Genomic DNA, 20,575 nt, shown 5'->3' with positions numbered 1-20,575 from the left:
CCCGCCGGTCGGGGCTGCGGTCGGCCGACGCGCGCTCAGATGGCCAGCGCCTCGGATTCGTCCGGCGCCACCTCCCGGTCCCGGAACTGACGGTGGTACAGGTCCGCGTACAGTCCGTTCCGGACGAGCAACTCGGCGTGCGTGCCGCGTTCCACGATGCCGCCGCCGTCGACCACCAGGATCAGGTCGGCGTCGCGCACGGTGGACAAGCGGTGCGCGATCACCAGCGCGGTGCGGCCCTCGAGCGCGGTGGCCAGCGCCTGCTGCACCGCCGCCTCGGACTCGGAGTCCAGGTGCGCGGTCGCCTCGTCGAGCACCACCACCCGCGGTGACTTGAGCAACAGTCGGGCGATCGCCAGCCGCTGCTTCTCGCCGCCGGACAACCGGTGTCCGCGTTCGCCGACCACGGTGTCCAGCCGGTCCGGCAACTCGGCCACCAGCTCACCGATGTTCGCCCCGCGCAGCGCCGCCCACAGTTGCTCCTCGCTCGCGTCCGGCCTGGCGTAGAGCAGGTTGCCGCGGATCGTGTCGTGGAACATGTGCGAGTCCTGGGTGACCACGCCGACCGCGTCGCGCAGCGAGTCCAGCGTGACGTCGCGCACGTCGTGGCCACCGATCCGCACCGACCCCTCGGTCGCGTCGTAGAGCCGGCCGACCAGCGAGGTGATCGTGGTCTTGCCCGCGCCCGAGGGCCCCACCAGGGCCACCACCTGGCCGGGCTCGGCCCGGAAGGACACGTCGTGCAACACCGGTTCGGAGCGTCGCCGATCGAGTACCGCGACGCTCTCCAGCGAGGCCAACGAGACCTGGTCCGCGCCGGGGTAGGCGAACCCGACGCCGTCGAACTCGACCGTGGCCGCATCCGCCGGCAGCGGCCGGGCGTCCGGCTTGTCGGCGATCATCGCGGGCAGGTCGAACACCTCGAAGACCCGCTCGAAGCTGACCAACGCGGTCATCACGTCCACCCGCACGTTCGCCAGCGCGGTCAGCGGCCCGTACAGCCGCCCCAGCAACACCGTCAGCGCGACCAACGTGCCCACCGTCAGCCGCCCGTCCACCGCCAGATGCCCGCCGATCAGGTACACCAGCGCGGTCGCCAGCGAGGCGACCAGGGTCAGCGCGGTGGCGAACACCCGGTTCACCAACGCGATCCGGATGCCGATGTCGCGCACCCGGGCGGCCCGCCCGGAGAACAGCGCGTCCTCCTCGTCGGGCCGACCGAAGATCTTGGCCAGCATCGCGCCGGAGACGTTGAACCGCTCGGTCATCACGGTCGACATCTCGGCGTTCAACTGCATCTGCTCGCGCGTCATGGTCTGCAACCGACGCCCGATCCACTTGGCCGGCAGCAGGAACAGCGGGAGCAGGACCAGCGAGATCAGGGTGATCTGCCAGGCCAGGTAGAACATCGTGCCCGCCACCAGCACCAGGCTCACCAGGTTGGACACCACACCGGCCAGCGTCGAGGTGAACGCGCGCTGCGCGGACAACACGTCGTTGTTCAGCCGCGAGATCAGCGCGCCGGTCTGGGTCCTGGTGAAGAACGCGATCGGCTGCCGCTGTACATGCGCGAACACCCGACTGCGCAGCTCGTAGATCGACCCCTCGCCGATCCGCGCCGAATACCACCGCTCGGCCAGGCCGAACGCGGCGGCGAGCAGCGCGATGCCCGCCACCACCATCGCGAGCACGGTCACCAGGTGACCGTCGCCCTTGAGCACCCCGTCGTCCACGATCCGCTGCGCGAGCAGCGGCGGCACGATGGTCAACACCGCGCCGATCACGACCAGGACCAGATACGCGGTGATCTGCCGCGCGAAAGGTCGCGCGAACTCGCCCACCCGCCGAACCGTGCCGGGCGCGAGCCTGCGCTCGACCACCGACGCGTCCCGCGTGTAGGACCGCAGATTCATGCCCATCGGGCCGCCGCCACTCATCCCGCCTCGTTCCCCGTACATCCCGTACGTATCGAATGATCACAACAAAATCCTGAGTCAACCTCAGCACTTCGTGTACAGGAACGCCGGCATGGGCCTGCTTAGTCCCGAGTGCGATCCGGCTTTCGAGCGCGGACGGCGGCTCGACGTGTGACGCGGGTCTCGCTATTCGCCGGTCCCGGCGAGGTCGCGCAGCCGGCGGGCCTGGGCCGCGCGTTCGGCGGCACGCTGCTCGTCGTAGGTACGCGTCGAAGCGCCCGCGAGCAGGGCCTTCGTCTCGATCACCGCGTCGCGCGGCGCGGCCAGCAGCGCGGCCACCAGGTCGCGTGCGGCGCCGTCGAGTTCCTCGCCGGGCACGGCGAGGGTGGCCATTCCCGTCGACACCGCCTCCGCGGCACCGACCCAGCGCCCGGTGACACAGATCTCCAGGGCGCGGGCATAGCCGACGAGGTCGACCAACGGCTTGGTCCCGGCCAGGTCCGGGACCAGACCGAGCGCGGTCTCACGCATCGAGAACCGCGCGTCGTCGGCACACACCCGCAGATCGCAGGCCAGCGCCAACTGGAAGCCCGCGCCCACCGCATGCCCCTGCACAGCGGCCACGGTGATCAGATCGGGGCGCCGCCACCACGTGAACGCCTCCTGGAACGAGGCGATGGTCGCGTCGAGTTCGTCGTCGCTCGCCCCGGCCAAGGTGACGAGATCCGATTCCCCCGCGATGCCCCCTCCACCGGGGAACATCCGCCGATCCAGGCCCGCGGAGAAGGACGTACCCTCCGCGCGCAACAACACGGCCCGGACGTCACCGGGCAGGTCGCGACCGACTGCGGCGAGCGCGCGCCAGAGCGCGGGAGTCTGCGCGTTGCGCCGATCGGGGTTGGTGAGGGTCACCACCGCGAGCGAACCTTCGATCACGACCGAAAGGCCCTGCCGTGCCGCGTGATCGGCATCGCCGACCCCGCCGCCGTTGTTGTCCGTGCCGCCGTTGCTGTTCGTACTGTCGAGCTGATTCGCCACCACGTCCACGGTCCCTCCCGTGTTCGGGTCGCTTCCGTCGAACGACCACGCGCCCGACGTTACCGGTCGGTCACATGGTCGTTCGACGGACGGTACGGTGAATCCGATCCTCCGGAACTCGACCTCAGGCCGAGGACGACGCGGCGGTCTTGGCCTTGCCCCGCGTTGCCCCACCCCTGCCTCGGAGGGTCACCCCGGACTCGCTGAGCATCCGGTGCACGAAGCCGTAGGAACGGCCCGTCTCCTCCGCAAGCGCGCGGATGCTGGCACCGGAGTCGTACTTCTTCTTGAGGTCTGCCGCGAGCTGCTCGCGCGCGGCACCGGTCACCCGGCTGCCCTTCTTCAGAGTCTCGGCCACACGTGCCTCCTCATAGGAAGTGCGCTCTGGAATCCCATGATCACCCCTGGGGCATGGCATGGCCAGTGATTCCACCAGGCCCGAAGGCTTGATCATCGCGGCGCGTGGCCTCTTGCACACAAAGATCACCCGAGCGGAATCGCGCCTTCCCGTGCCGAATGCTTGACCGAATCCTGTGTCCGCCGACAAAGACGCTGGTCACCCATGAGATTCGCGACCTTGCTCTGCGTCGCCGTCGAGGCCGGTGAGCGACGTCACCCCAGGACCGGAACGACGGCTTCCCTTTGTGAGGGTTTCGTGGCGAAAACCTGTCGAGGGGACGAAAGCGATCACCCCGTCGGGGTGCCGATGACGGCAACCCGACGGGGTGTCGGTGGTTCCGGGGGTCCGGGCGCGGGCGCCCGGGTGGATCAGGCGAGCGCGACCAGGTCCGCGTAATCCTCGTTCCACAGGTCCTCGACGCCGTCCGGAAGCAGGATGATCCGCTCCGGCTGGAGCGCCTCGACCGCACCCTCGTCGTGGGTGACCAGGACGACGGCGCCCTCGTAGGTGCGCAGCGCGTCCAGCACCTCGGCGCGGCTGGCCGGGTCGAGGTTGTTGGTGGGCTCGTCCAGGAGCAACACGTTGGCCTTGGAGACCACGAGCGTCGCGAGGGCCAGCCGGGTCTTCTCGCCGCCGGAGAGCACCCCGGCCGGCTTGTCCACGTCGTCGCCGGAGAACAGGAACGAACCCAGCACCTTGCGCACCTCGACCAGGTCGAGGTCGGGCGAGGACGAGCGCATGTTCTCCAGGACCGTGCGCTCCGGGTCGAGCGTCTCGTGTTCCTGTGCGTAGTAACCGAGTTGGAGCCCGTGGCCGGGTTCGATCTTGCCGGTGTCCGGATTCTCGACACCGCCCAGCAGCCGGAGCAGCGTGGTCTTGCCTGCGCCGTTGAGGCCCAGGATGACCACCCGCGAACCCTTGTCGATGGCCAGGTCGACGTCGGTGAAGATCTCCAGCGAGCCGTACGACTTGGACAGGCCGGTCGCCATCAGCGGGGTCTTCCCGCAGGGTGCCGGCTTGGGGAAGCGCAGCTTGGCGACCTTGTCCGACCTGCGCTCGCTCTCCAGCCCGGAGAGCAGCTTCTCGGCGCGCCGGGCCATGTTCTGCGCGGCCACCGTCTTGGTCGCCTTGGCTCGCATCTTGTCGGCCTGGGTGAAGAGCTGGTCGGCCTTCTTCTCCGCGTTGGCCCGCTCGCGCTTGCGCCGGCGCTCGTCGGTCTCGCGCTGGAGCTTGTAGGCGTTCCAGCCGACGTTGTAGATGTCGATGGTGGTGCGGTTGGCGTCCAGGTAGAACACCTTGTTGACGCACGCCTCCATCAGGCCGACATCGTGACTGATCACGATGAAGCCGCCCTTGTAGGTCTTGAGGAACTCGCGCAGCCAGCCGATCGAGTCGGCGTCGAGGTGGTTGGTGGGCTCGTCCAGGAGCAACGTGTCGGCGTCCGAGAACAGGATCCGGGCCAGCTCGACCCGGCGCCGCTGGCCACCGGAGAGGGTGTGCAGTTCCTGGCCCAGGATCCGGTCCGGCAACCCCAGGCTGGCCGCGATGGTGGCCGCCTCGGCCTCGGCCGCGTAGCCGCCCTTGGTCAGGAACTCGGTCTCCAGCCGCGAGTACTTGCGCATCGCCTTCGCGGCGGTCTCGCCGCTGGCGCTGGCCATCAGGCCCTCGGCCTCGCGCATCCCGGTCAGCGCCACGTCCAGGCCGCGCGCGGACAGGATCCGATCCCGGGCGAGCACGTCCAGGTCGCCGGTGCGCGGGTCCTGCGGGAGGTAGCCGACCTCGCCGCTGCTGGTGATGGTGCCGGACGCCGGCTGGGTCTCCCCGGCGAGCGTCTTGGTCAGGGTGGTCTTGCCGGCACCGTTGCGGCCGACCAGGCCGATCCGGTCGCCGGCCGCGACCCGGAAGGAGGCCGGTTCGAGCAGGATGCGGGCGCCGGCCCGCAGTTCGACGTTGGTTGCGTTGATCATGAAGGACTGGACTCCCGGTCGGGGACTGACGAAGACGGACGGTCGTGCGGGGCTCGCAGGGGAAGCCACACCGCGCTAAGGCCGCTCGCGGGGATATCCAGAGAAACCGACCATGCACCCGAGTCTACGGGAGCGCCCACACCGGATTCCCGGGCGTCTTGCGGGCAGTGGAGCGACGCGGGCGATAAATACCTGAAAAAGGGATATCCGTCACCACTGATCCCCCCTCCTCTTCTCCGCAGGCGGTGCCCCGATGCAGTTCGACGACGACGCGGATCTCGACACATCGCAGATCGAGGACCGCCGCGGTGCGCGCGGCGGCGGGCCGCGCCGACCCGGCGTCGCGGTGGGCGGCGGCGCGGCGGGGCTGATCGTGGTGGTGCTCGGCCTGATCTTCGGCCTGAGCCCGGACCGGCTCGGCCTGAGCGACGACGGCGGCGGCGGCTCCGCACCGGCGGACAACCGCGCGCTCGAGGACTCGTGCCGCAAGGGCACGGACGCCAACGCACGCGACGACTGTCGGATCGTCGGGGTGGTCAACAGCGTGCAGACGTACTGGACCGACGAATACCGGCGCCAAGGCGCCGCCTACCGACCCGCGCCCACCCGATTCTTCACCGGCAGCACCTCGACCGCGTGCGGCGGGGCGACCTCGGCGGTGGGCCCCTTCTACTGCCCGGGCGATCGCAGGGTCTACATCGACCTGGGCTTCTTCGACGACCTGCGCAGCAGGTTCGGCGCCAGGGGCGGCCCCTTCGCCGAGGCATACGTACTCGCCCACGAGTACGGCCACCACATCCAGGACCTGACCGGCCAAATGGCCAAGGTCGGCAACGACCGCCAGGGCCCGCAGAGCGGCTCGGTCCGCCTCGAACTCCAGGCCGACTGCTACGCGGGCGTCTGGGCCCGCCACGCCACCACGACTCCACAGAGCAACGGCCGCCCCCTGATCACCAGCCTCACCGACCAGGACATCGCCGACGGCCTCGACGCCGCAGCCGCCGTCGGCGACGACCGCATCCAACAACAATTCCAGGGCCGGGTAACCCCCGAAACCTGGACCCACGGCTCCGCAGCCCAACGCCAAAAATGGTTCCACCAGGGCTACACCACAGCCGACCCCACCAAATGCAACACCTTCACCACCCCCCTCTAACCCCACCCAACCCACAAGTCCCCATCCCGCCGCCCCAAAGCAAACCAACCCAGCCGGCACACGAGGCGAACCAGCCCCGCCGGCGCATGAGGCGAACCAGCCCCGCCGGCACACGAGGCGAACCAGCCCCGCCGGCGCATGAGGCGAACCAGCCCGGCCGGCGCTTGAGGCCACCCAGCCCGGCCGGCGCATGAGGCCAAATCAGCCCCGCCGGCGCATGAGGCGAATCAGCCCGGCCGGCGCTTGAGGCCACCCAGCCCGGCCGGCGCATGAGGCCAAATCAGCCCCACCGGCGCATGAGGCCACCCAGCCCGGCCGGCGCATGAGGCCAATCACCGCAACCCAGAACTCCCGCGCTCCGCGCCCGAGTTCAAGCCACGGTCTTCACATCGCACCAGACCACCTTCCCATCCGGCACCGGGTAACTCCCCCACTCCTCCGCCATCGCCTCCACCAACAACAACCCACGCCCATGCTCATCCAGCAGGTCCACCGCACCCCCCGGCTCCGGAAGCGCCGCGTCGTGGTCCACGACCGCGATCCGAATCGAGTTCTCCCTCCGCAGCACCGCCACCGCGACCGTACGACCTCGCGTCGAGTGTTTGACCGCATTGGTGACCAGCTCCGACAGGAGCAGTTCGAGGGTGTCCCCGGGCGCATCGGGAGCTCGCTCGTCGAGCACCCGACGCAGCGCGTGCCGGGCTCGTGGGATCGCCTCCACGGTCGCCGTCAACCGCAACGACAGGAGCAGCGGACCGGCCGAAGCCTCCCCGGATCGCGGCGTTGATGCGGTTTCCCCCACGTCTCCCCCTGCTCTCCCCTGATGGCCCGAACGAGGCGGCCGGTGGCATCGGCGACCTTTGTCCAAGCTAGCCGTCCTTGTCTCCACTGTTGGTGAGATCGACTTCTTTCCCCCTCGTGAAACGTGGCGCGGGCCGGCGATGGACGCGTGACCGGCGCTCGATCGGCGCGCGTCCCCGGCGAAGGCGCCGTCGGGCGCCCTGGACACGGTTCCCGCCCTGCTCGGCGGGGTAGCGATCTCCGACGAAAGCCGCTCCGGGCAGCGCGCCGGGACCGCCGCGTGACCCGGATCGCACGGCCCGAGACGGGGCTCGGGGAACCAACCGATCCGCCGCTTCGTCCCGCAAGCAGATGGCAACGGCCCGGGACACCCCGGTGCCCGCTCGCCACCCGGCCGCTAACGTCGGGGGTACCGACCGCGTCACGGAGGACCTGCATGCAGCCCCGGCTCCAGGCCACTCTGGCCGATTTCGTACCGGCCCTGCGCTTCGTCGCGCCCGAACTCGTCGCGGACTACCTCGAACACGAGGACCTGCCCGCAGCGTGGTGGATGAGCGTGCCCGTGGTCCGGGCCGCGAACACCTTCGGTCGGGACGAGTTGCCGGGGCGCCTGGCCGATCTGGCCTACACCGAGCTTCGACACCTGCGCCTGGGCGACCTGTTGCCGGGGGCGTGGCTGGCCCGCAACGGCTTCCGCCTGTCCCAGTGGCCCGACGGCGCCCGGACGAACGTGATGGTGCGTACACCGGACTGGGCGGACCTGCTCACCACCACCGTGCGCGAGGTCGGCGACTGGACCCAGATCGGTACCTCGACGGTGCGCCCGTTGGTGGCCCGGCTGTTCGAGGAGGTGCTCGGGCTGCTGCCCGAGGACGACGAATCGGTGGACGTGGACGCGATGTTCGACCCACCCGAGACCGCCGCGAGCGAGCCGGTACCGGCACTCGCCTCGGCCTCGACGCTCGAACCGCGACCGGAACCGACCCCGACCGAGCCGGAGCCCGAGCCGGAGCCCACCCCCGCACCGGCGCCCGTCCTGATCCCGCCCGCGCCGATCGACGGCGACTGGGACACCCCGGACGACTGGGGCGACCTGGACGAGGACGAACTACGCCCGGTCAAGCTGCCCGAGCCGCTGACCGCCGAACTGGGCACCGTGGTGCGCTGGCTGGCCGACCAGGCGCCGGACGTACCGCTGATGGCGCAACTCGCCCAGGTCACCCTGGAGACCGCCGCGGTGGTCGGCCTGGAGGACGCCTCGGAGGAGGTCCGGACGGCGTTGACCGCGCTGCTCACCCAGGTTCCGTCCGGGCTGCGGGCGTCGCTCGCGATGCCGGCGCCGCCGGTGGCCGGGCCCGGGAGCGACGAAGCGGCGGCCGAGCCGAGCGGGTCGTCCGCGTCGACGCCGGACGCGGCGGAGGGTCGGGACGCGTACGGCGAGATCCCGCCGCCCACCCGGGCCGACGTGGCCCCGGCCGCCGGCCGTCCGAAGCCGGTGCTCCGGACCGAGGACGCCTCCGAGGACGCGCCGCCGCGCGCGGTGTCCGCCGAACTCGCGACCGAGGGCGACCAGCCCGGCGTGGACGCGTACGGCGAGACGCCGCCGATGACGGTCGCGGACATCCCGATCCGCACGCTCAAGGGACGCGGCCGGACCGCCACGCCCGCCGAACCGGCACCGAAGTCGACATCGAAGGCGGAGCCGGCGCCGAAGTCGAAGTCGGCGTCCGCCGGGTCGGATTCCGCCGAAGACCCCGGGCAGGACGCGTTCGGCGAGGTCCCGCCGCCCACCGCGGGCGCGGTACCGGCGGTGGGCGAGTCGGACGTGCCGCGCACCCCCGAGGGCCTGCGCATCCCGCCCCGACCGAGCCACCCGCCGCGCACCGCACCGGCCCCGACCTCCGCCGCAGAGCCGGCCGCGGCAGCCGCGACCACGGCGGAGGTACCGTCGGTGCCCGCGCCGCCGGACCACTCGGTGGTACCGCGAACCAACCGGGGCACCAAGGCCGCCGCCGCCGACCTGGAGGCCACCGTCGAGATGGTGCCGGGCACGCTGCCCGCGACCGAGGACGTCACGATGCTCGTCGACCGGCCGCCGTCGCGCGCCGGCGAACCCGGCGGCGGCGACCCGGTCGCCATCCTGGGGTCCTGGTTCACCACCGCCGAACCGCAGCGCAAGGTGCTCGCCCGGGATCGGCTGTTCACCGACGCACCACGCGATCTGGAGTCGTTGGCGGCCGAGTTCGGCACGTCGCCGGCCGAGGTCAAGATCATGGAGCGGGACCTGCGGCGCAGCCTGGACGAGCGGATCGCCCGCTCCGAGGGCGCACCGGTCCGGGTGCACCTGAGCTTCGTCCGGGACCGGCTCGGCGTGCTGACCACGGTGTCCGAACTGCGCACGCTGCACCCCAAGCACACCGAGACCGTGCCGGGCCTGGAGATCCAGGTGTGGCAGGTGCTGCGCGGCCTGCTCGGCCTGCACACGTCGGTGGACGGGTGGCTTTCCACCGCGCCGCTCGGCGAGTTGTCCGACCGCACCCAGAGCACCCTGGACGCGGCCTGCGCGCACGGCCCGGTGCCGCTGCGGGCGCTGGAGCGCGACCTGGCCGCGATGGGCATCCGCAAGCCACTGCAGACCGCCTGGATCGGCCGGCTGGAGGGCTTCCAGGTGGAGAACGACCACGTGCTCTCCCGCTCGGCGGACACGCTGGAGCGGCCGGCCCAGAAGCAACAGCCGGCGCCGATCGGCGATCCGTCCTGGACCGCGGGCTGCTTCCGCGAGGACACCGGCGCGTGGGCGTTCCGGGTCGACGTGTCCACCGCGATGCTCGAAGGCGAGCCGGTCAAGGTGCCGGTGGCGTTCGCCCAGGCCCTGGGTGTCACCGCCGGCGGTCAGGTCCGGCTGCACCACGGACACGGCCCGGCGGCGCTGCGCTGGGCCGACACGCCCTACCTGGTGTCGCTGCGCGCGATCCTGGCCGGCCTGTCCGCGCACGAGGGCGACATGGTCTTCATCTCGTCCATCCACCAGGGCCGCCTGGAGGCCCGCCTGGTCCGCGGCGACGCCACGGTACGCCTCCCCCGCTGGGCCCGCGCCCTACGCCACACCGGCGTCGACCCGGTCCCCGAGCAGGTCAACCTCCCCGAACTCCTCGGCGCCCGCATCGGCCTGGAACCCGGGATCGACCTCAAGGCCGTCCTGCACCGCCTCCAACAACGCGGCGACACCGACGTCCTCGAACTCCTCGGCGTGACCCAGCCCCGCCCCTGACGCGAAAAAGCGCCGGGCGGCCCGACGCAAGTCGACCACCCGGCGCCCCACACCAACCAACACCCAAAACCGATCCGGCCCACCCGGCACACGGGGCCGACTCGGCCCGGCGGGCGCACGAGGTCGAGCCGCCCGGCCGGCGCATGAGGCCGAAAGAGCCCGCCGGCCCCGGAAGCTACAGATTGAACCCGAGCGCTCGAAGCTGCTCGCGCCCGTCGTCGGTGATCTTGTCCGGCCCCCACGGCGGCATCCAGACCCAGTTGATCCGCATGTCCGCGACGATCCCCTCGGTCGCACTCCGCGTCTGGTCCTCGATCACGTCCGTCAACGGACACGCCGCACTGGTGAGCGTCATGTCGATGGTGGCGATGTTCGCGTCGTCCACGTGCACGCCGTACACCAGACCCAGGTCGACGACGTTGATCCCGAGCTCGGGGTCGACGACGTCGTACATCGCCTCGGTGACGTCCTCCGGCGTGGCCGCCGGTCGCGCCTGCGTCTCGGTCATTTCTGCCCTTCCGTCGTCTCCGACGCCCGCCCGGGCGTCTCCGGCACCGGCACACGCGTCTCGAGCGCCTGCGCCGTGGCGTCCTTGAAGGCCATCCATCCCAGGAGCGCGCACTTCACCCGCGCCGGGTACTTGCTGACGCCGACGAACGCCACGGCGTCCTCCAGGACGTCCTCGTCCGGCTCGCCCTGCCCCTTGGACTGCATGAGCGCGAGGAAGGCGTCCCCCGCGTGCAGCGCGTCCTCGATGGTGTGCCCGATCACCAGATCGGTCATCACGGACGCGCTGGCCTGACTGATCGAACAGCCCTGGCCCTCGTAGCTGACGTCGAGAACCTTCTCGCCGTCCAGCTTCACGCGCAGCGTGACCTCGTCCCCACAGGTCGGGTTGACGTGGTGGACCTCGGTGTCGAACGGGTCCCGCAGCCCCTTGTTATGGGGGTGCCGGTAGTGATCCAGGATGATCTCCTGGTACATCCCGTCGAGCTTCATCTCTTCGCCTCCCGCCCCTGCCCGGCCGAATCGTTGCTAACCGAAAAACTGTCGAACATGTTCCAGCCCGGCCACCAACGCGTCGACCTCGGCCGGCGTCGAGTAGAGGTAGAACGAGGCTCGTGTGGTCGCCGGCACGCCGAACCGCAGGCAGACCGGACGGGCGCAGTGGTGACCCACCCGGACCGCGATGCCCTGCTCGTCGAGCACCTGACCCACGTCGTGCGGGTGGATGTCGCCGAACGTGAAGGAGATCGCCGCACCGCGTGCCACGTTGTCCGCCGGACCGATGATCTTCAGACCCTCGACGGCGTTGAGCGCGTCGATCGCGTAACCCGTGATCGCGTGCTCGTGCGCGGCGATGCGATCCATGCCGATCGCCGACAGGTAGTCGATCGCCGCACCGAGTCCGACCGCCTCCGTGATCGGCGGGGTGCCGGCCTCGAACTTGTGCGGCGCGGGCGCGTACGTGGACGCGCTCATCGTCACGGTCTCGATCATCTCGCCGCCGCCCAGGAACGGCGGAAGCTCCTCCAGCAGGCCCAGCCGGCCCCACAACACGCCGATGCCGGTCGGCCCGCACATCTTGTGGCCGGTGAACGCGACGAAGTCGGCGCCCAGGGCCTGGACGTCGAGCACCATGTGCGGCGCGGCCTGCGACGCGTCGACCACGACCAGGGCGCCGACGTCGTGCGCCCGGCGCACGATCGGCTCCAGGTCGTTGACCGTGCCGAGGATGTTCGAGGTGTGCACGACCGAGACGACCTTGGTCTCCTCGGTGATCACCTGCTCGATGTTCGACAGGTCGAGCCGGCCCTCGTCGGTGAGCCCGAACCACTTGAGCTTCGTGCCGGTGCGCTGCGCGAGCAACTGCCACGGAACGATGTTCGAGTGGTGCTCCATCTCGGTGATCACCACGTCGGCGCCCACGCCGACCTTGAACGGTTCGTCCGCCCAGGTCAGCATGTTGGCCACGAGGTTGATCGCCTCGGAGGAGTTCTTGGTGAAGATCACCTCGTCCCGGCTGGGCGCGTTGATGAACGCCGCGACCTTGTCCCGGGCACCCTCGTACAGCGCGGTGGCCTCTTCGGCCAGCACGTGCACGCCCCGGTGCACGTTCGCGTTGCTGTTCGCGTAGTAGTGCGTCATGGCGTCGATCACCTGACGCGGGGTCTGCGACGTCGCCGCGTTGTCCAGATAGACAAGCGGTTTGTCGCCGTGCAGGAGCCGTTCGAGGATCGGGAAATCCTTGCGGATCGTGTCCGTGTCGAGCAGCCCCGGCAGGTGCACTGTCATGCAGTCTCCCCCTTGCCGGTGTACGCCTCGTAGCCTTCGTCTTCCAGCTTGTCCGCGAGTTCGGCGCCGCCGGACTCGACGATCCGGCCGGCCGCGAAGACGTGCACGTGGTCGGGCTTGATGTACTTCAGGATGCGGGTGTAGTGGGTGATCAGCAGGGTGCCGATCTGCCCGGTGGCCTGCACCCGGTTCACGCCCTCGGACACCACGCGCAGCGCGTCGACGTCCAGGCCGGAGTCGGTCTCGTCCAGGATCGCGATCTTCGGGCGCAGCAGCTCCAACTGAAGGATCTCGTGGCGCTTCTTCTCGCCGCCGGAGAAGCCCTCGTTGACGTTGCGCTCGGCGAAGGCCGGGTCCATCTGGAGACGCTCCATGGCCTCCTTGACCTCCTTGATCCACAGCCGCAGCTTGGGAGCCTCGCCACGGGTGGCGGTGGCGGCGGTGCGCAGGAAGTTGGACACCGAGACGCCGGCGACCTCGACGGGGTACTGCATGGCGAGGAACAGGCCGGCGCGGGCCCGCTCGTCGACGGTCATGGACAGCACGTCCTCGCCGTCGAGCAGCACACTCCCGCCGGTCACCTGGTACTTCGGGTGGCCCGCGACCGAGTACGCCAGGGTCGACTTGCCGGAGCCGTTCGGGCCCATGATGGCGTGGGTCTCGCCCTGCTTCACGGTCAGGTCGACGCCGCGAAGGATCTCGCGCGGACCGTTCTCGGCGTCCACACTGACGTGCAGGTCGCGGATCTCAAGCGTTGCCATAACGGACTCAGGACTCCTGGTTCACTTCGACATAGACGGCGCCGCCGTCGATCTTCACGGGGTACACGGGGACCGGCAGATTGGCCGGGGGGCCCGAGGGACGGCCGGTACGCAGATCGAAGCGCGAGCCGTGCAGCCAGCATTCGATCGCGCAGTCCTCGACCTCTCCCTCGGAGAGCGACACGTTGGCGTGCGAGCACACGTCGTTGATCGCGTAGACGTCGCCCTCGGTGCGCACGAGGGTGACCGGGACCTCGTCGAGCACGACGCGCAGCGGCGTGTCCTCGTGCAGGTCGGTCTCGGCACACGCCTTGAGGTAGCTCATCGGGCGCCGCCTTCGAGGCGCGCCTCGATCTGCTTCATCAACCGCTCCTGGAGGTCGGCGATGCCGACCCGGGCGATCACCTCGGCGAAGAAGCCGCGCACGACCAGCCGGCGGGCCTCGTCCGCCGGGATGCCGCGCGACTGGAGGTAGAAGAGCTGCTCGTCGTCGAAGCGCCCGGTCGCGCTGGCGTGCCCGGCGCCGGCGATCTCGCCGGTCTCGATCTCCAGGTTGGGCACCGAGTCCGCGCGCGCGCCGTCGGTGAGCACCAGGTTGCGGTTGAGCTCGTAGGTGTCGGTGCCCTCGGCGGCGGCCCGGATGAGCACGTCGCCGATCCACACGGTGTGCGCGTCCGCGCCCTGCAGCGCGCCCTTGTAGGTGACCAGGCTGCGGCACTGCGGCACGTCGTGGTCGACGAACAGCCGGTGCTCCAGGTGCTGGCCGGCGTCGGCGAAGTAGACGCCGTACAGCTCGGCGTCGCCGCCCGGGGCGTCGTAGACCACGCGCGGGAACAGCCGGACCAGGTCGCCGCCGAGGGTGACCACGACCGACGTGAACGACGCGTCCCGACCCACCCGGGTCAGGTGCGAGGCCACGTGCACGGAGTCGGCGTCCCAGTCCTGGATCGACACGACCTTGAGACTGGCGCCGTCGCCGACGATGAACTCGACGTTCTGCGCGTAGGTCGCGGAGCCGCCGTGGTCGAGCACCACGGTCGCCTCGGCGAACCGCTCGACCTCGATCGTGACGTGCCCGAACGCGGTGCCACCGGCGCCGTGCAGGGTGACCACGACCGGCTCGGCGAGCTGTGTGTCCTTGCCGACCACGACGAGCGTGGCCTTCTCGAACGAGCTGTACGCCTGGGCCGCGACCCGGTCGACGGGCGCGCCGGCCCGGCCGATCCGCGCGTCGGTGCGGTCGACGGTCTCGACGGTGACGCCCTCGGGCGCGGTCACCGAGACGGTGACCTCGCCCCGGTCTCCGCCGGCGGCGGTGCCGTCGTGCAGGCCGCGCAGGCGGGCCAGCGGGGTGAACCGCCAGTCCTCCTCGCGACCGGTGGGCACCACGAAGTCGGCCACGTCGTAGGACGCGGCGGCGACCTGACGGGCGTCCGCGGGCTGGGCGACCGAGCGGCCGGTGCCGGGGCCGGCGAGCACGTTCTCGGCCCCGGCCTCGCGCACGGCGATCGATCCGGCGGTGGTGCTACCGGGAGTGTTGGTGTTCGCAGCCATGGACTAGCCCACAGCCCCTTCCATCTGAAGCTCGATCAGGCGGTTCAACTCGAGGGCGTACTCCATGGGGAGTTCGCGCGCGATGGGCTCGACGAACCCGCGCACGATCATCGCCATGGCCTCGTCCTCGGTCATGCCGCGGCTCATGAGGTAGAAAAGCTGGTCGTCGGAGATCTTGGAGACGGTCGCCTCGTGACCCATCGACACGTCGTCCTCGCGGACGTCGACGTACGGGTAGGTGTCCGAGCGGCTGACCGTGTCCACGAGCAGCGCGTCGCACTTGACCGACGAGGTCGAGCCGTGCGCACCCTCCTCGATCTGGACCAGACCGCGGTAGGAGGTGCGGCCACCGCCACGCGCGACCGACTTGGACACGATGTTGGACGACGTGTTCGGGGCGCAGTGCACCATCTTCGAACCGGCGTCCTGGTGCTGGCCCTCGCCCGCGAAGGCGATCGACAAAGTCTCGCCCTTGGCGTGCTCGCCGAGCAGCCACACGGCCGGGTACTTCATGGTGACCTTGGAACCGATGTTGCCGTCGATCCACTCCATCGTGGCGCCCTCGTGGGCCACCGCGCGCTTGGTCACCAGGTTGTACACGTTGTTCGACCAGTTCTGGATGGTCGTGTACCGCACCCGGGCGTTCTTCTTGACGATGATCTCGACCACGGCCGAGTGCAGCGAGTCCGACTTGTAGATCGGCGCCGTGCAGCCCTCGACGTAGTGCACGTGCGAGCCCTCGTCGGCGATGATCAGCGTGCGCTCGAACTGGCCCATGTTCTCGGTGTTGATCCGGAAGTAGGCCTGGAGGGGGATCTCCACGTGCACGCCCGGCGGGACGTAGATGAACGAGCCACCGGACCACACCGCGGTGTTCAGCGCGGAGAACTTGTTGTCGCCGGTCGGGATGACCGAGCCGAAGTATTCCTTGAACAGCTCCGGGTGCTCGCGCAGCCCGGTGTCGGTGTCCAGGAAGATGACGCCCTGCTCCTCCAGGTCCTCGCGGATCTGGTGGTAGACGACCTCGGACTCGTACTGCGCGGCGACGCCCGCGACCAGGCGCTGCTTCTCCGCCTCCGGGATGCCGAGACGGTCGTAGGTGTTCTTGATGTCCTCGGGCAGGTCCTCCCACGAGGCGGCCTGCTTCTCGGTCGAGCGCACGAAGTACTTGATGTTGTCGAAGTCGATCCCGGAGAGGTCGGAGCCCCATGTCGGCATCGGCTTCTTGCCGAAGAGCCGAAGGCCCTTCATGCGCTGCTTCAACATCCACTCGGGCTCGGACTTCTTCGCCGAGATATCCGCGACGACCTCTTCGGAGATGCCTCGTCGCGCCGAGGCGCCGGCGGTGTCCGAGTCGGCCCAGCCGTACTCGTAGGTGCCCAGGCCCTCGAGCTCGGGGCGAGCGTCGGTGGTCATGAAGTAGTCCTCCCGGAAGCCGGGGTGGCGTCGGTCGATTCCCGCGAACGGGAAGGGCCCCGGCGCGGCGGATTCTTGTCTTCGCTGCGTTTGCGGCCGGACGAGCCGGCCAGGCCGGACGAGCCGACCTTCGGGCCGGACGAGCCGACCCCGCGACCGGTCGCACCGGCCGATTCAACCTGCACAGCGGGAACGTGCGTGGTGCAGACGCCGTCGCCGTGGGCGATCGTCGCCAGCCGTTGCACGTGCGTGCCGAGAAGGCGTGCGAACACCTCGGCCTCGGCCTCGCAGAGCTGCGGGAACCGCTCGGCGACATGAGCCACCGGACAGTGGTGCTGGCAAAGCTGCTCTCCGCCGGGTGCGGGCCGCGCACTCGCGGCATACCCGTCGGCGGACAGCGCCTCGGCCAGCGCTCGGGCCCGCTCCCCGGGAGGCGCGGACTCGACCGAGGGACGATACCTCTCCTCGCGGGCGGCAAGCCGCTCGCGGGCGAATTTCGCCACCGCCTCGTTGCCGAGATGCTCGGCCACGAAGCTCAGCGCCTCGGCCGCCAGCTCGTCGTACTCCTGGTGGAACCCGGAGCGGCCGACGTCGGTGAGCGCGAACACCTTGGCCGGACGGCCCCGGCCTCGGCGCCCGTGGACGCGCTGTTCGGTGGCCTCGACCACACCCTCGGCGACCAGTGCGTCCAGATGGCGACGCACGCCCGCCGGGGTCAGCTCCAATCGTTCGGCCAGATCCGCCGCGGTGGACGGGCCGTGGTCGACGATCGAACGGGTGACCCGGTGCCGGGTGCCCTCGTGACCGTCATGCTCGGGCGTGCCGACAGCCGCGGCGGGGGTCCGCCTCGGTGCCTCTTCGCTCGTCCGCATGTATTCCACAACACCATTGTTGCGTTAATCGTTCGCCAGACCAAACGGTGATCACGTGCGGTCCGTCACTTAGGTGTGCCTAACAACACACTCGCGCGGACGACCCCTCCGACCTGCGGATTTTCCTGACACACCGTCAGGTGTGCCGATCCGGAAGACCCCCACACGAGGGGCACCCGGACCTTTCTAGACTGACTCGTCATGGACTCCTCGCCGCCGGCAGTCGCGATCACCGGCCTGGTCAAGCGCTACGGCGACAAGACCGCCGTGGACGGGCTCTCGCTCACCGTCGAACGCGGCCTGGTGACCGCGGTGCTCGGCCCCAACGGAGCCGGCAAGACCAGCACGATCGAGATCTGCGAGGGCTACCGGCGGGCCGACGCGGGACGGGTACGGGTGCTCGACCTGGACCCGGTGCGCGACGCCGCCGCGCTGCGGCCCCGGATCGGGGTGATGTTGCAGGCGGGCGGCGTGTACTCGGGAGCCCGCGCCGAGGAGATGTTGCGCCACGTCGCGAAGCTGCACGCGAACCCCCTGGACGTGCCGATGCTGATCGAGCGACTGGGCCTGGACTCGTGCGGGCGCACCACCTACCGGCGGTTGTCCGGCGGACAGCAGCAGCGCCTCGCGCTCGCGCTCGCCGTGGTCGGCCGCCCCGAGCTGGTCTTCCTGGACGAGCCGACCGCCGGCCTCGACCCGCACGCCCGGCACGCCACCTGGGACCTGGTGCGCGAGCTGCGCACCGACGGGGTGAGCGTGGTGCTGACCACCCACCTGATGGACGAGGCGGAAAAGCTCGCCGACGAGGTGGCGATCGTGGATCGGGGTCGGGTGATCGCGTCCGGCTCGCCCGAGGCGCTGTGCCACGACGGCGCGGAGAATTCGCTGCGCTTCGCCGGGCCGCCCGGCCTGGACCTGGGCTCGCTGCTGAACGCGCTCCCGGAGGGCGCCAAGGCGATCGAGGTCTCCCGCGGCGCGTACCGGATCGAAGGCGACATCGACCCGCAACTGCTGGCCACGGTCACCTCGTGGTGCGCGCAGCACGGGGTGATGCCGGAGCGGCTGACCGTGGAACGACGCAGCCTGGAGGACGTGTTCATGGAGCTGACCGGACGGGAGCTGCGGAGTTGAGCGCGGTGGCGAAGGAGCAGACGCGCGGTACGTTCGTGCCCGCGCCGGGGGCGGCGCCGCTGCGCCGGATGATCCTGGCGCAGAGCGCCCTGGAAACCCGGATGTTGCTGCGCAACGGCGAACAACTGTTGCTGACGATCATCATCCCCACGCTGCTGCTGGTGGTCTTCTCCTCGGCGGACATCGTGGACACCGGGGACGGCGAGCGGGCGGACTTCCTGACGCCGGGAGTGCTCGCGCTGGCGGTGTTGTCGACCGCGTTCACCGGGCAGGCGATCGCGACCGGGTTCGAGCGGCGCTACGGCGTGCTCAAACTGCTCGGCTCGACGCCGCTGCCGCGCTGGGGGTTGATGGTCGCCAAGACGGCCTGCGTGTTGTTGGTGGAGATCCTCCAGGTGGCGCTGCTCGTGGTGATCGCGCTGGCGCTGGGTTGGTCGCCGCACGGGAATCCCGTGTGGGTGGTCCTGCTCCTGGTCCTGGGCACGGCGGCGTTCTCCGGGCTGGGCCTGCTGATGGCCGGGACGCTGCGGGCCGAGGCCACCCTGGCCGCCGCCAACCTGGTGTTCGTCCTGCTGCTGCTGGGCGGCGGGGTGATCGTGCCGCTGGACAAATTCCCCTCCGGGGTCGAGCACACGCTCGCGCTGCTGCCGATCTCGGCGTTGTCGGACGGGCTGCGGGACGTGCTCCGGGACGGATCGGGGTTGCCGTTGGGCGACTTGGCGATTCTGGCGGTCTGGGCGGTTTTGGGGCTGGGCGCGGCGGCGCGCTTCTTCCGCTGGGAGTAGGGCCCGCGAGCGGGGCCGGGGGGCTGCGGGATCGGCGTCGACGGACACCCCTGGTGCGCTTGTGAATTCATTCACGACGTAGCATGTCGCGCATGAGTCTGCAGGCCGTCTCCCCACTCGTCGCGCGCCGCGTGTTCCTCGCGAACCTGGTGGCGCAGATCGGCATCGTCGTCACGGGCGGTCTCGTCCGACTCACCGACTCGGGCCTGGGCTGCGACACCTGGCCCCGGTGCGACAGCGACACCAGCAACTGGACGCCGCACGAGGCGGTGAGCCACCACGCGTACATCGAGTTCGGCAACCGCATGCTGACCTACGTGGTCGGCGCGATCGCGGTGGCCTGCGTGGTGGCCGCGTACCGGCTGACCGTGCGCCGCAAGGACATCACCACGCTGGCCTGGATCCAGATCGGCACCGTGGTCGGCCAGGCCGTGCTGGGCGGCATCACCGTGCTCACCGACCTGCACCCGATGGCGGTGGCCAGTCACCTGCTCCTGTCCATGTTGCTGATCGCGTCGGCGGTCGCGCTGTACGAACGCGCCGGCGAGGGCGACGCGCCGGCCCGGCTGCTGGTCCGCCCGGAGATCCGCTGGTTCGGCTACGGCACGTTGGCGGTGGCCGGCGCGCTGATCGTGATCGGCACCGTGGTCACCGGCTCCGGACCGCACGCCGGCGACCTCAAGGCCAAGCGCTTCGACGTGGACATCGACCAGATGGCCTGGCTGCACGCCGACCTGGCCTTCCTGCTCCTGGGCGCGGCCGTCGCACTGGCCCTGGCCATGCGCGTCACCGACGCCCCCGAGGCCGGCCAACGCCGCGTGTGGTGGCTGCTGGCCGTGCTGATCCCACAGGGTCTGATCGGCTACGTCCAGTACTTCAACGGGCTGCCCGAGTGGATGGTGCTCACCCACATGTTCGGCGCCGCCCTCACCGTGGTCACCGCCGTTCGGGCCCTCTTCGGCCTGCGCATGCGCGGCGACACCCCGCCCGAGGCCGGGGCGGACGACCTCGACGCCGAACTGCGCGAACCGGTCGCCACCAGCTACTGACCCGCCGCCGACCGCTCGGCGCAGCGCCGTCGTCGGCGGGACGCGGAGTCCGTCACGGGTGGGTTCGGGCCGCGGGGTTCACGCGCCGGCGGGCGTGGGGCCCGCGGCCGGGCCGCGGGGGCGGGGGGGGGGGGCGCCGGGGGGGCGGGCGCGGGGGGGTATA

18 protein-coding genes are annotated in these 20,575 nt (G+C 70.5%); 5 read left to right on the top strand and 13 right to left on the bottom strand.

Features of this window, described 5'->3' with window-relative positions; translation table 11 throughout:
* Positions 1-35 precede the first annotated feature (35 nt).
* The 4 genes from ACFXMF_RS01470 to ACFXMF_RS01455 all read right to left on the bottom strand — a co-directional run bounded on the left by ACFXMF_RS01470 (position 36) and on the right by ACFXMF_RS01455 (position 5,321).
* Positions 36-1,937 carry an ABC transporter ATP-binding protein gene (locus ACFXMF_RS01470; RefSeq protein ID WP_379992290.1) on the bottom strand — a complete coding sequence of 634 codons (1,902 nt, stop codon included), beginning with the start codon at positions 1,935-1,937 and terminating at the stop codon, positions 36-38.
* Positions 1,938-2,102: 165 nt separating this feature from the next.
* Entirely contained in the window at positions 2,103-2,852 is a 750-nt protein-coding gene (locus ACFXMF_RS01465) for an enoyl-CoA hydratase/isomerase family protein (RefSeq protein WP_360305491.1), read from the bottom strand.
* A gap of 226 nt (positions 2,853-3,078) precedes the next feature.
* Positions 3,079-3,312 (bottom strand): helix-turn-helix domain-containing protein, encoded by a 234-nt coding sequence (locus tag ACFXMF_RS01460; RefSeq protein ID WP_020553538.1) that lies wholly within the window; start codon positions 3,310-3,312, stop codon positions 3,079-3,081.
* Between the two features lie 410 nt (positions 3,313-3,722).
* The gene (locus ACFXMF_RS01455) at positions 3,723-5,321 is read right to left on the bottom strand and encodes an ABC-F family ATP-binding cassette domain-containing protein (protein WP_360305287.1); all 1,599 of its coding nucleotides are present in this window, start codon (positions 5,319-5,321) and stop codon (positions 3,723-3,725) included.
* Positions 5,322-5,574: 253 nt separating this feature from the next.
* Between ACFXMF_RS01455 and ACFXMF_RS01450 the strand changes: the two genes are divergently transcribed.
* On the top strand, positions 5,575-6,477 hold the full coding sequence (locus tag ACFXMF_RS01450; protein ID WP_379991033.1) for a neutral zinc metallopeptidase: 903 nt from the start codon (positions 5,575-5,577) through the stop codon (positions 6,475-6,477).
* A 370-nt stretch (positions 6,478-6,847) separates the two neighbouring features.
* On the opposite strand, the gene ACFXMF_RS01445 is transcribed toward ACFXMF_RS01450, so the two are convergent.
* On the bottom strand, positions 6,848-7,279 hold the full coding sequence (locus ACFXMF_RS01445; protein ID WP_360305283.1) for an ATP-binding protein: 432 nt from the start codon (positions 7,277-7,279) through the stop codon (positions 6,848-6,850).
* Between the two features lie 435 nt (positions 7,280-7,714).
* Between ACFXMF_RS01445 and ACFXMF_RS01440 the strand changes: the two genes are divergently transcribed.
* Entirely contained in the window at positions 7,715-10,549 is a 2,835-nt protein-coding gene (locus ACFXMF_RS01440; protein ID WP_379991035.1) for a hypothetical protein, read from the top strand.
* 175 nt (positions 10,550-10,724) lie between these two features.
* On the opposite strand, the gene ACFXMF_RS01435 is transcribed toward ACFXMF_RS01440, so the two are convergent.
* The 8 genes from ACFXMF_RS01435 to ACFXMF_RS01400 are packed head-to-tail and all read right to left on the bottom strand — an operon-like array spanning position 10,725 to position 17,447.
* Positions 10,725-11,057: a metal-sulfur cluster assembly factor gene (locus ACFXMF_RS01435; protein ID WP_020553543.1), complete on the bottom strand. Its 333-nt coding sequence runs from the start codon at positions 11,055-11,057 to the stop codon at positions 10,725-10,727.
* Positions 11,054-11,548 (bottom strand): Fe-S cluster assembly sulfur transfer protein SufU, encoded by a 495-nt coding sequence (gene sufU / locus ACFXMF_RS01430; protein WP_360305279.1) that lies wholly within the window; start codon positions 11,546-11,548, stop codon positions 11,054-11,056. The genes ACFXMF_RS01435 and sufU overlap by 4 nt, the downstream gene beginning before the upstream one ends.
* A 36-nt stretch (positions 11,549-11,584) precedes the next feature.
* Positions 11,585-12,844: a cysteine desulfurase gene (locus ACFXMF_RS01425; RefSeq protein WP_360305277.1), complete on the bottom strand. Its 1,260-nt coding sequence runs from the start codon at positions 12,842-12,844 to the stop codon at positions 11,585-11,587.
* Entirely contained in the window at positions 12,841-13,605 is a 765-nt protein-coding gene (gene sufC / locus ACFXMF_RS01420) for a Fe-S cluster assembly ATPase SufC (protein ID WP_360305275.1), read from the bottom strand. Before sufC ends, ACFXMF_RS01425 begins: the two co-directional genes overlap by 4 nt.
* A gap of 7 nt (positions 13,606-13,612) precedes the next feature.
* A complete protein-coding gene (locus ACFXMF_RS01415) occupies positions 13,613-13,930 on the bottom strand; it encodes a non-heme iron oxygenase ferredoxin subunit (protein ID WP_360305273.1) in 318 nt (105 codons plus the stop codon).
* Positions 13,927-15,159: a Fe-S cluster assembly protein SufD gene (gene sufD / locus ACFXMF_RS01410; RefSeq protein WP_360305271.1), complete on the bottom strand. Its 1,233-nt coding sequence runs from the start codon at positions 15,157-15,159 to the stop codon at positions 13,927-13,929. Before sufD ends, ACFXMF_RS01415 begins: the two co-directional genes overlap by 4 nt.
* Positions 15,160-15,162: 3 nt before the next feature.
* On the bottom strand, positions 15,163-16,575 hold the full coding sequence (gene sufB / locus ACFXMF_RS01405) for a Fe-S cluster assembly protein SufB (RefSeq protein WP_360305269.1): 1,413 nt from the start codon (positions 16,573-16,575) through the stop codon (positions 15,163-15,165).
* Positions 16,572-17,447, bottom strand: coding sequence for a metalloregulator ArsR/SmtB family transcription factor (locus tag ACFXMF_RS01400; protein WP_360305489.1), 876 nt, complete (start codon positions 17,445-17,447; stop codon positions 16,572-16,574). The genes sufB and ACFXMF_RS01400 overlap by 4 nt, the downstream gene beginning before the upstream one ends.
* Before the next feature lie 201 nt (positions 17,448-17,648).
* Here ACFXMF_RS01400 and ACFXMF_RS01395 point away from each other — a divergent pair, with 201 nt between their 5' ends.
* From ACFXMF_RS01395 to ACFXMF_RS01385, 3 genes are all read left to right on the top strand, one after another.
* Positions 17,649-18,578 (top strand): ABC transporter ATP-binding protein, encoded by a 930-nt coding sequence (locus ACFXMF_RS01395; RefSeq protein WP_360305267.1) that lies wholly within the window; start codon positions 17,649-17,651, stop codon positions 18,576-18,578.
* Between the two features lie 68 nt (positions 18,579-18,646).
* On the top strand, positions 18,647-19,363 hold the full coding sequence (locus tag ACFXMF_RS01390) for an ABC transporter permease (RefSeq protein ID WP_379991036.1): 717 nt from the start codon (positions 18,647-18,649) through the stop codon (positions 19,361-19,363).
* Positions 19,364-19,455: 92 nt separating this feature from the next.
* On the top strand, positions 19,456-20,412 hold the full coding sequence (locus ACFXMF_RS01385) for a COX15/CtaA family protein (RefSeq protein ID WP_360305265.1): 957 nt from the start codon (positions 19,456-19,458) through the stop codon (positions 20,410-20,412).
* Positions 20,413-20,575: the final 163 nt, after the last annotated feature.

The organism is Embleya sp. NPDC059213 (assembly GCF_042754445.1).
Taxonomy (GTDB): Bacteria; Actinomycetota; Actinomycetes; order Streptomycetales; family Streptomycetaceae; genus Embleya.
This window is presented reverse-complemented; position numbering and strand designations above follow the sequence as displayed.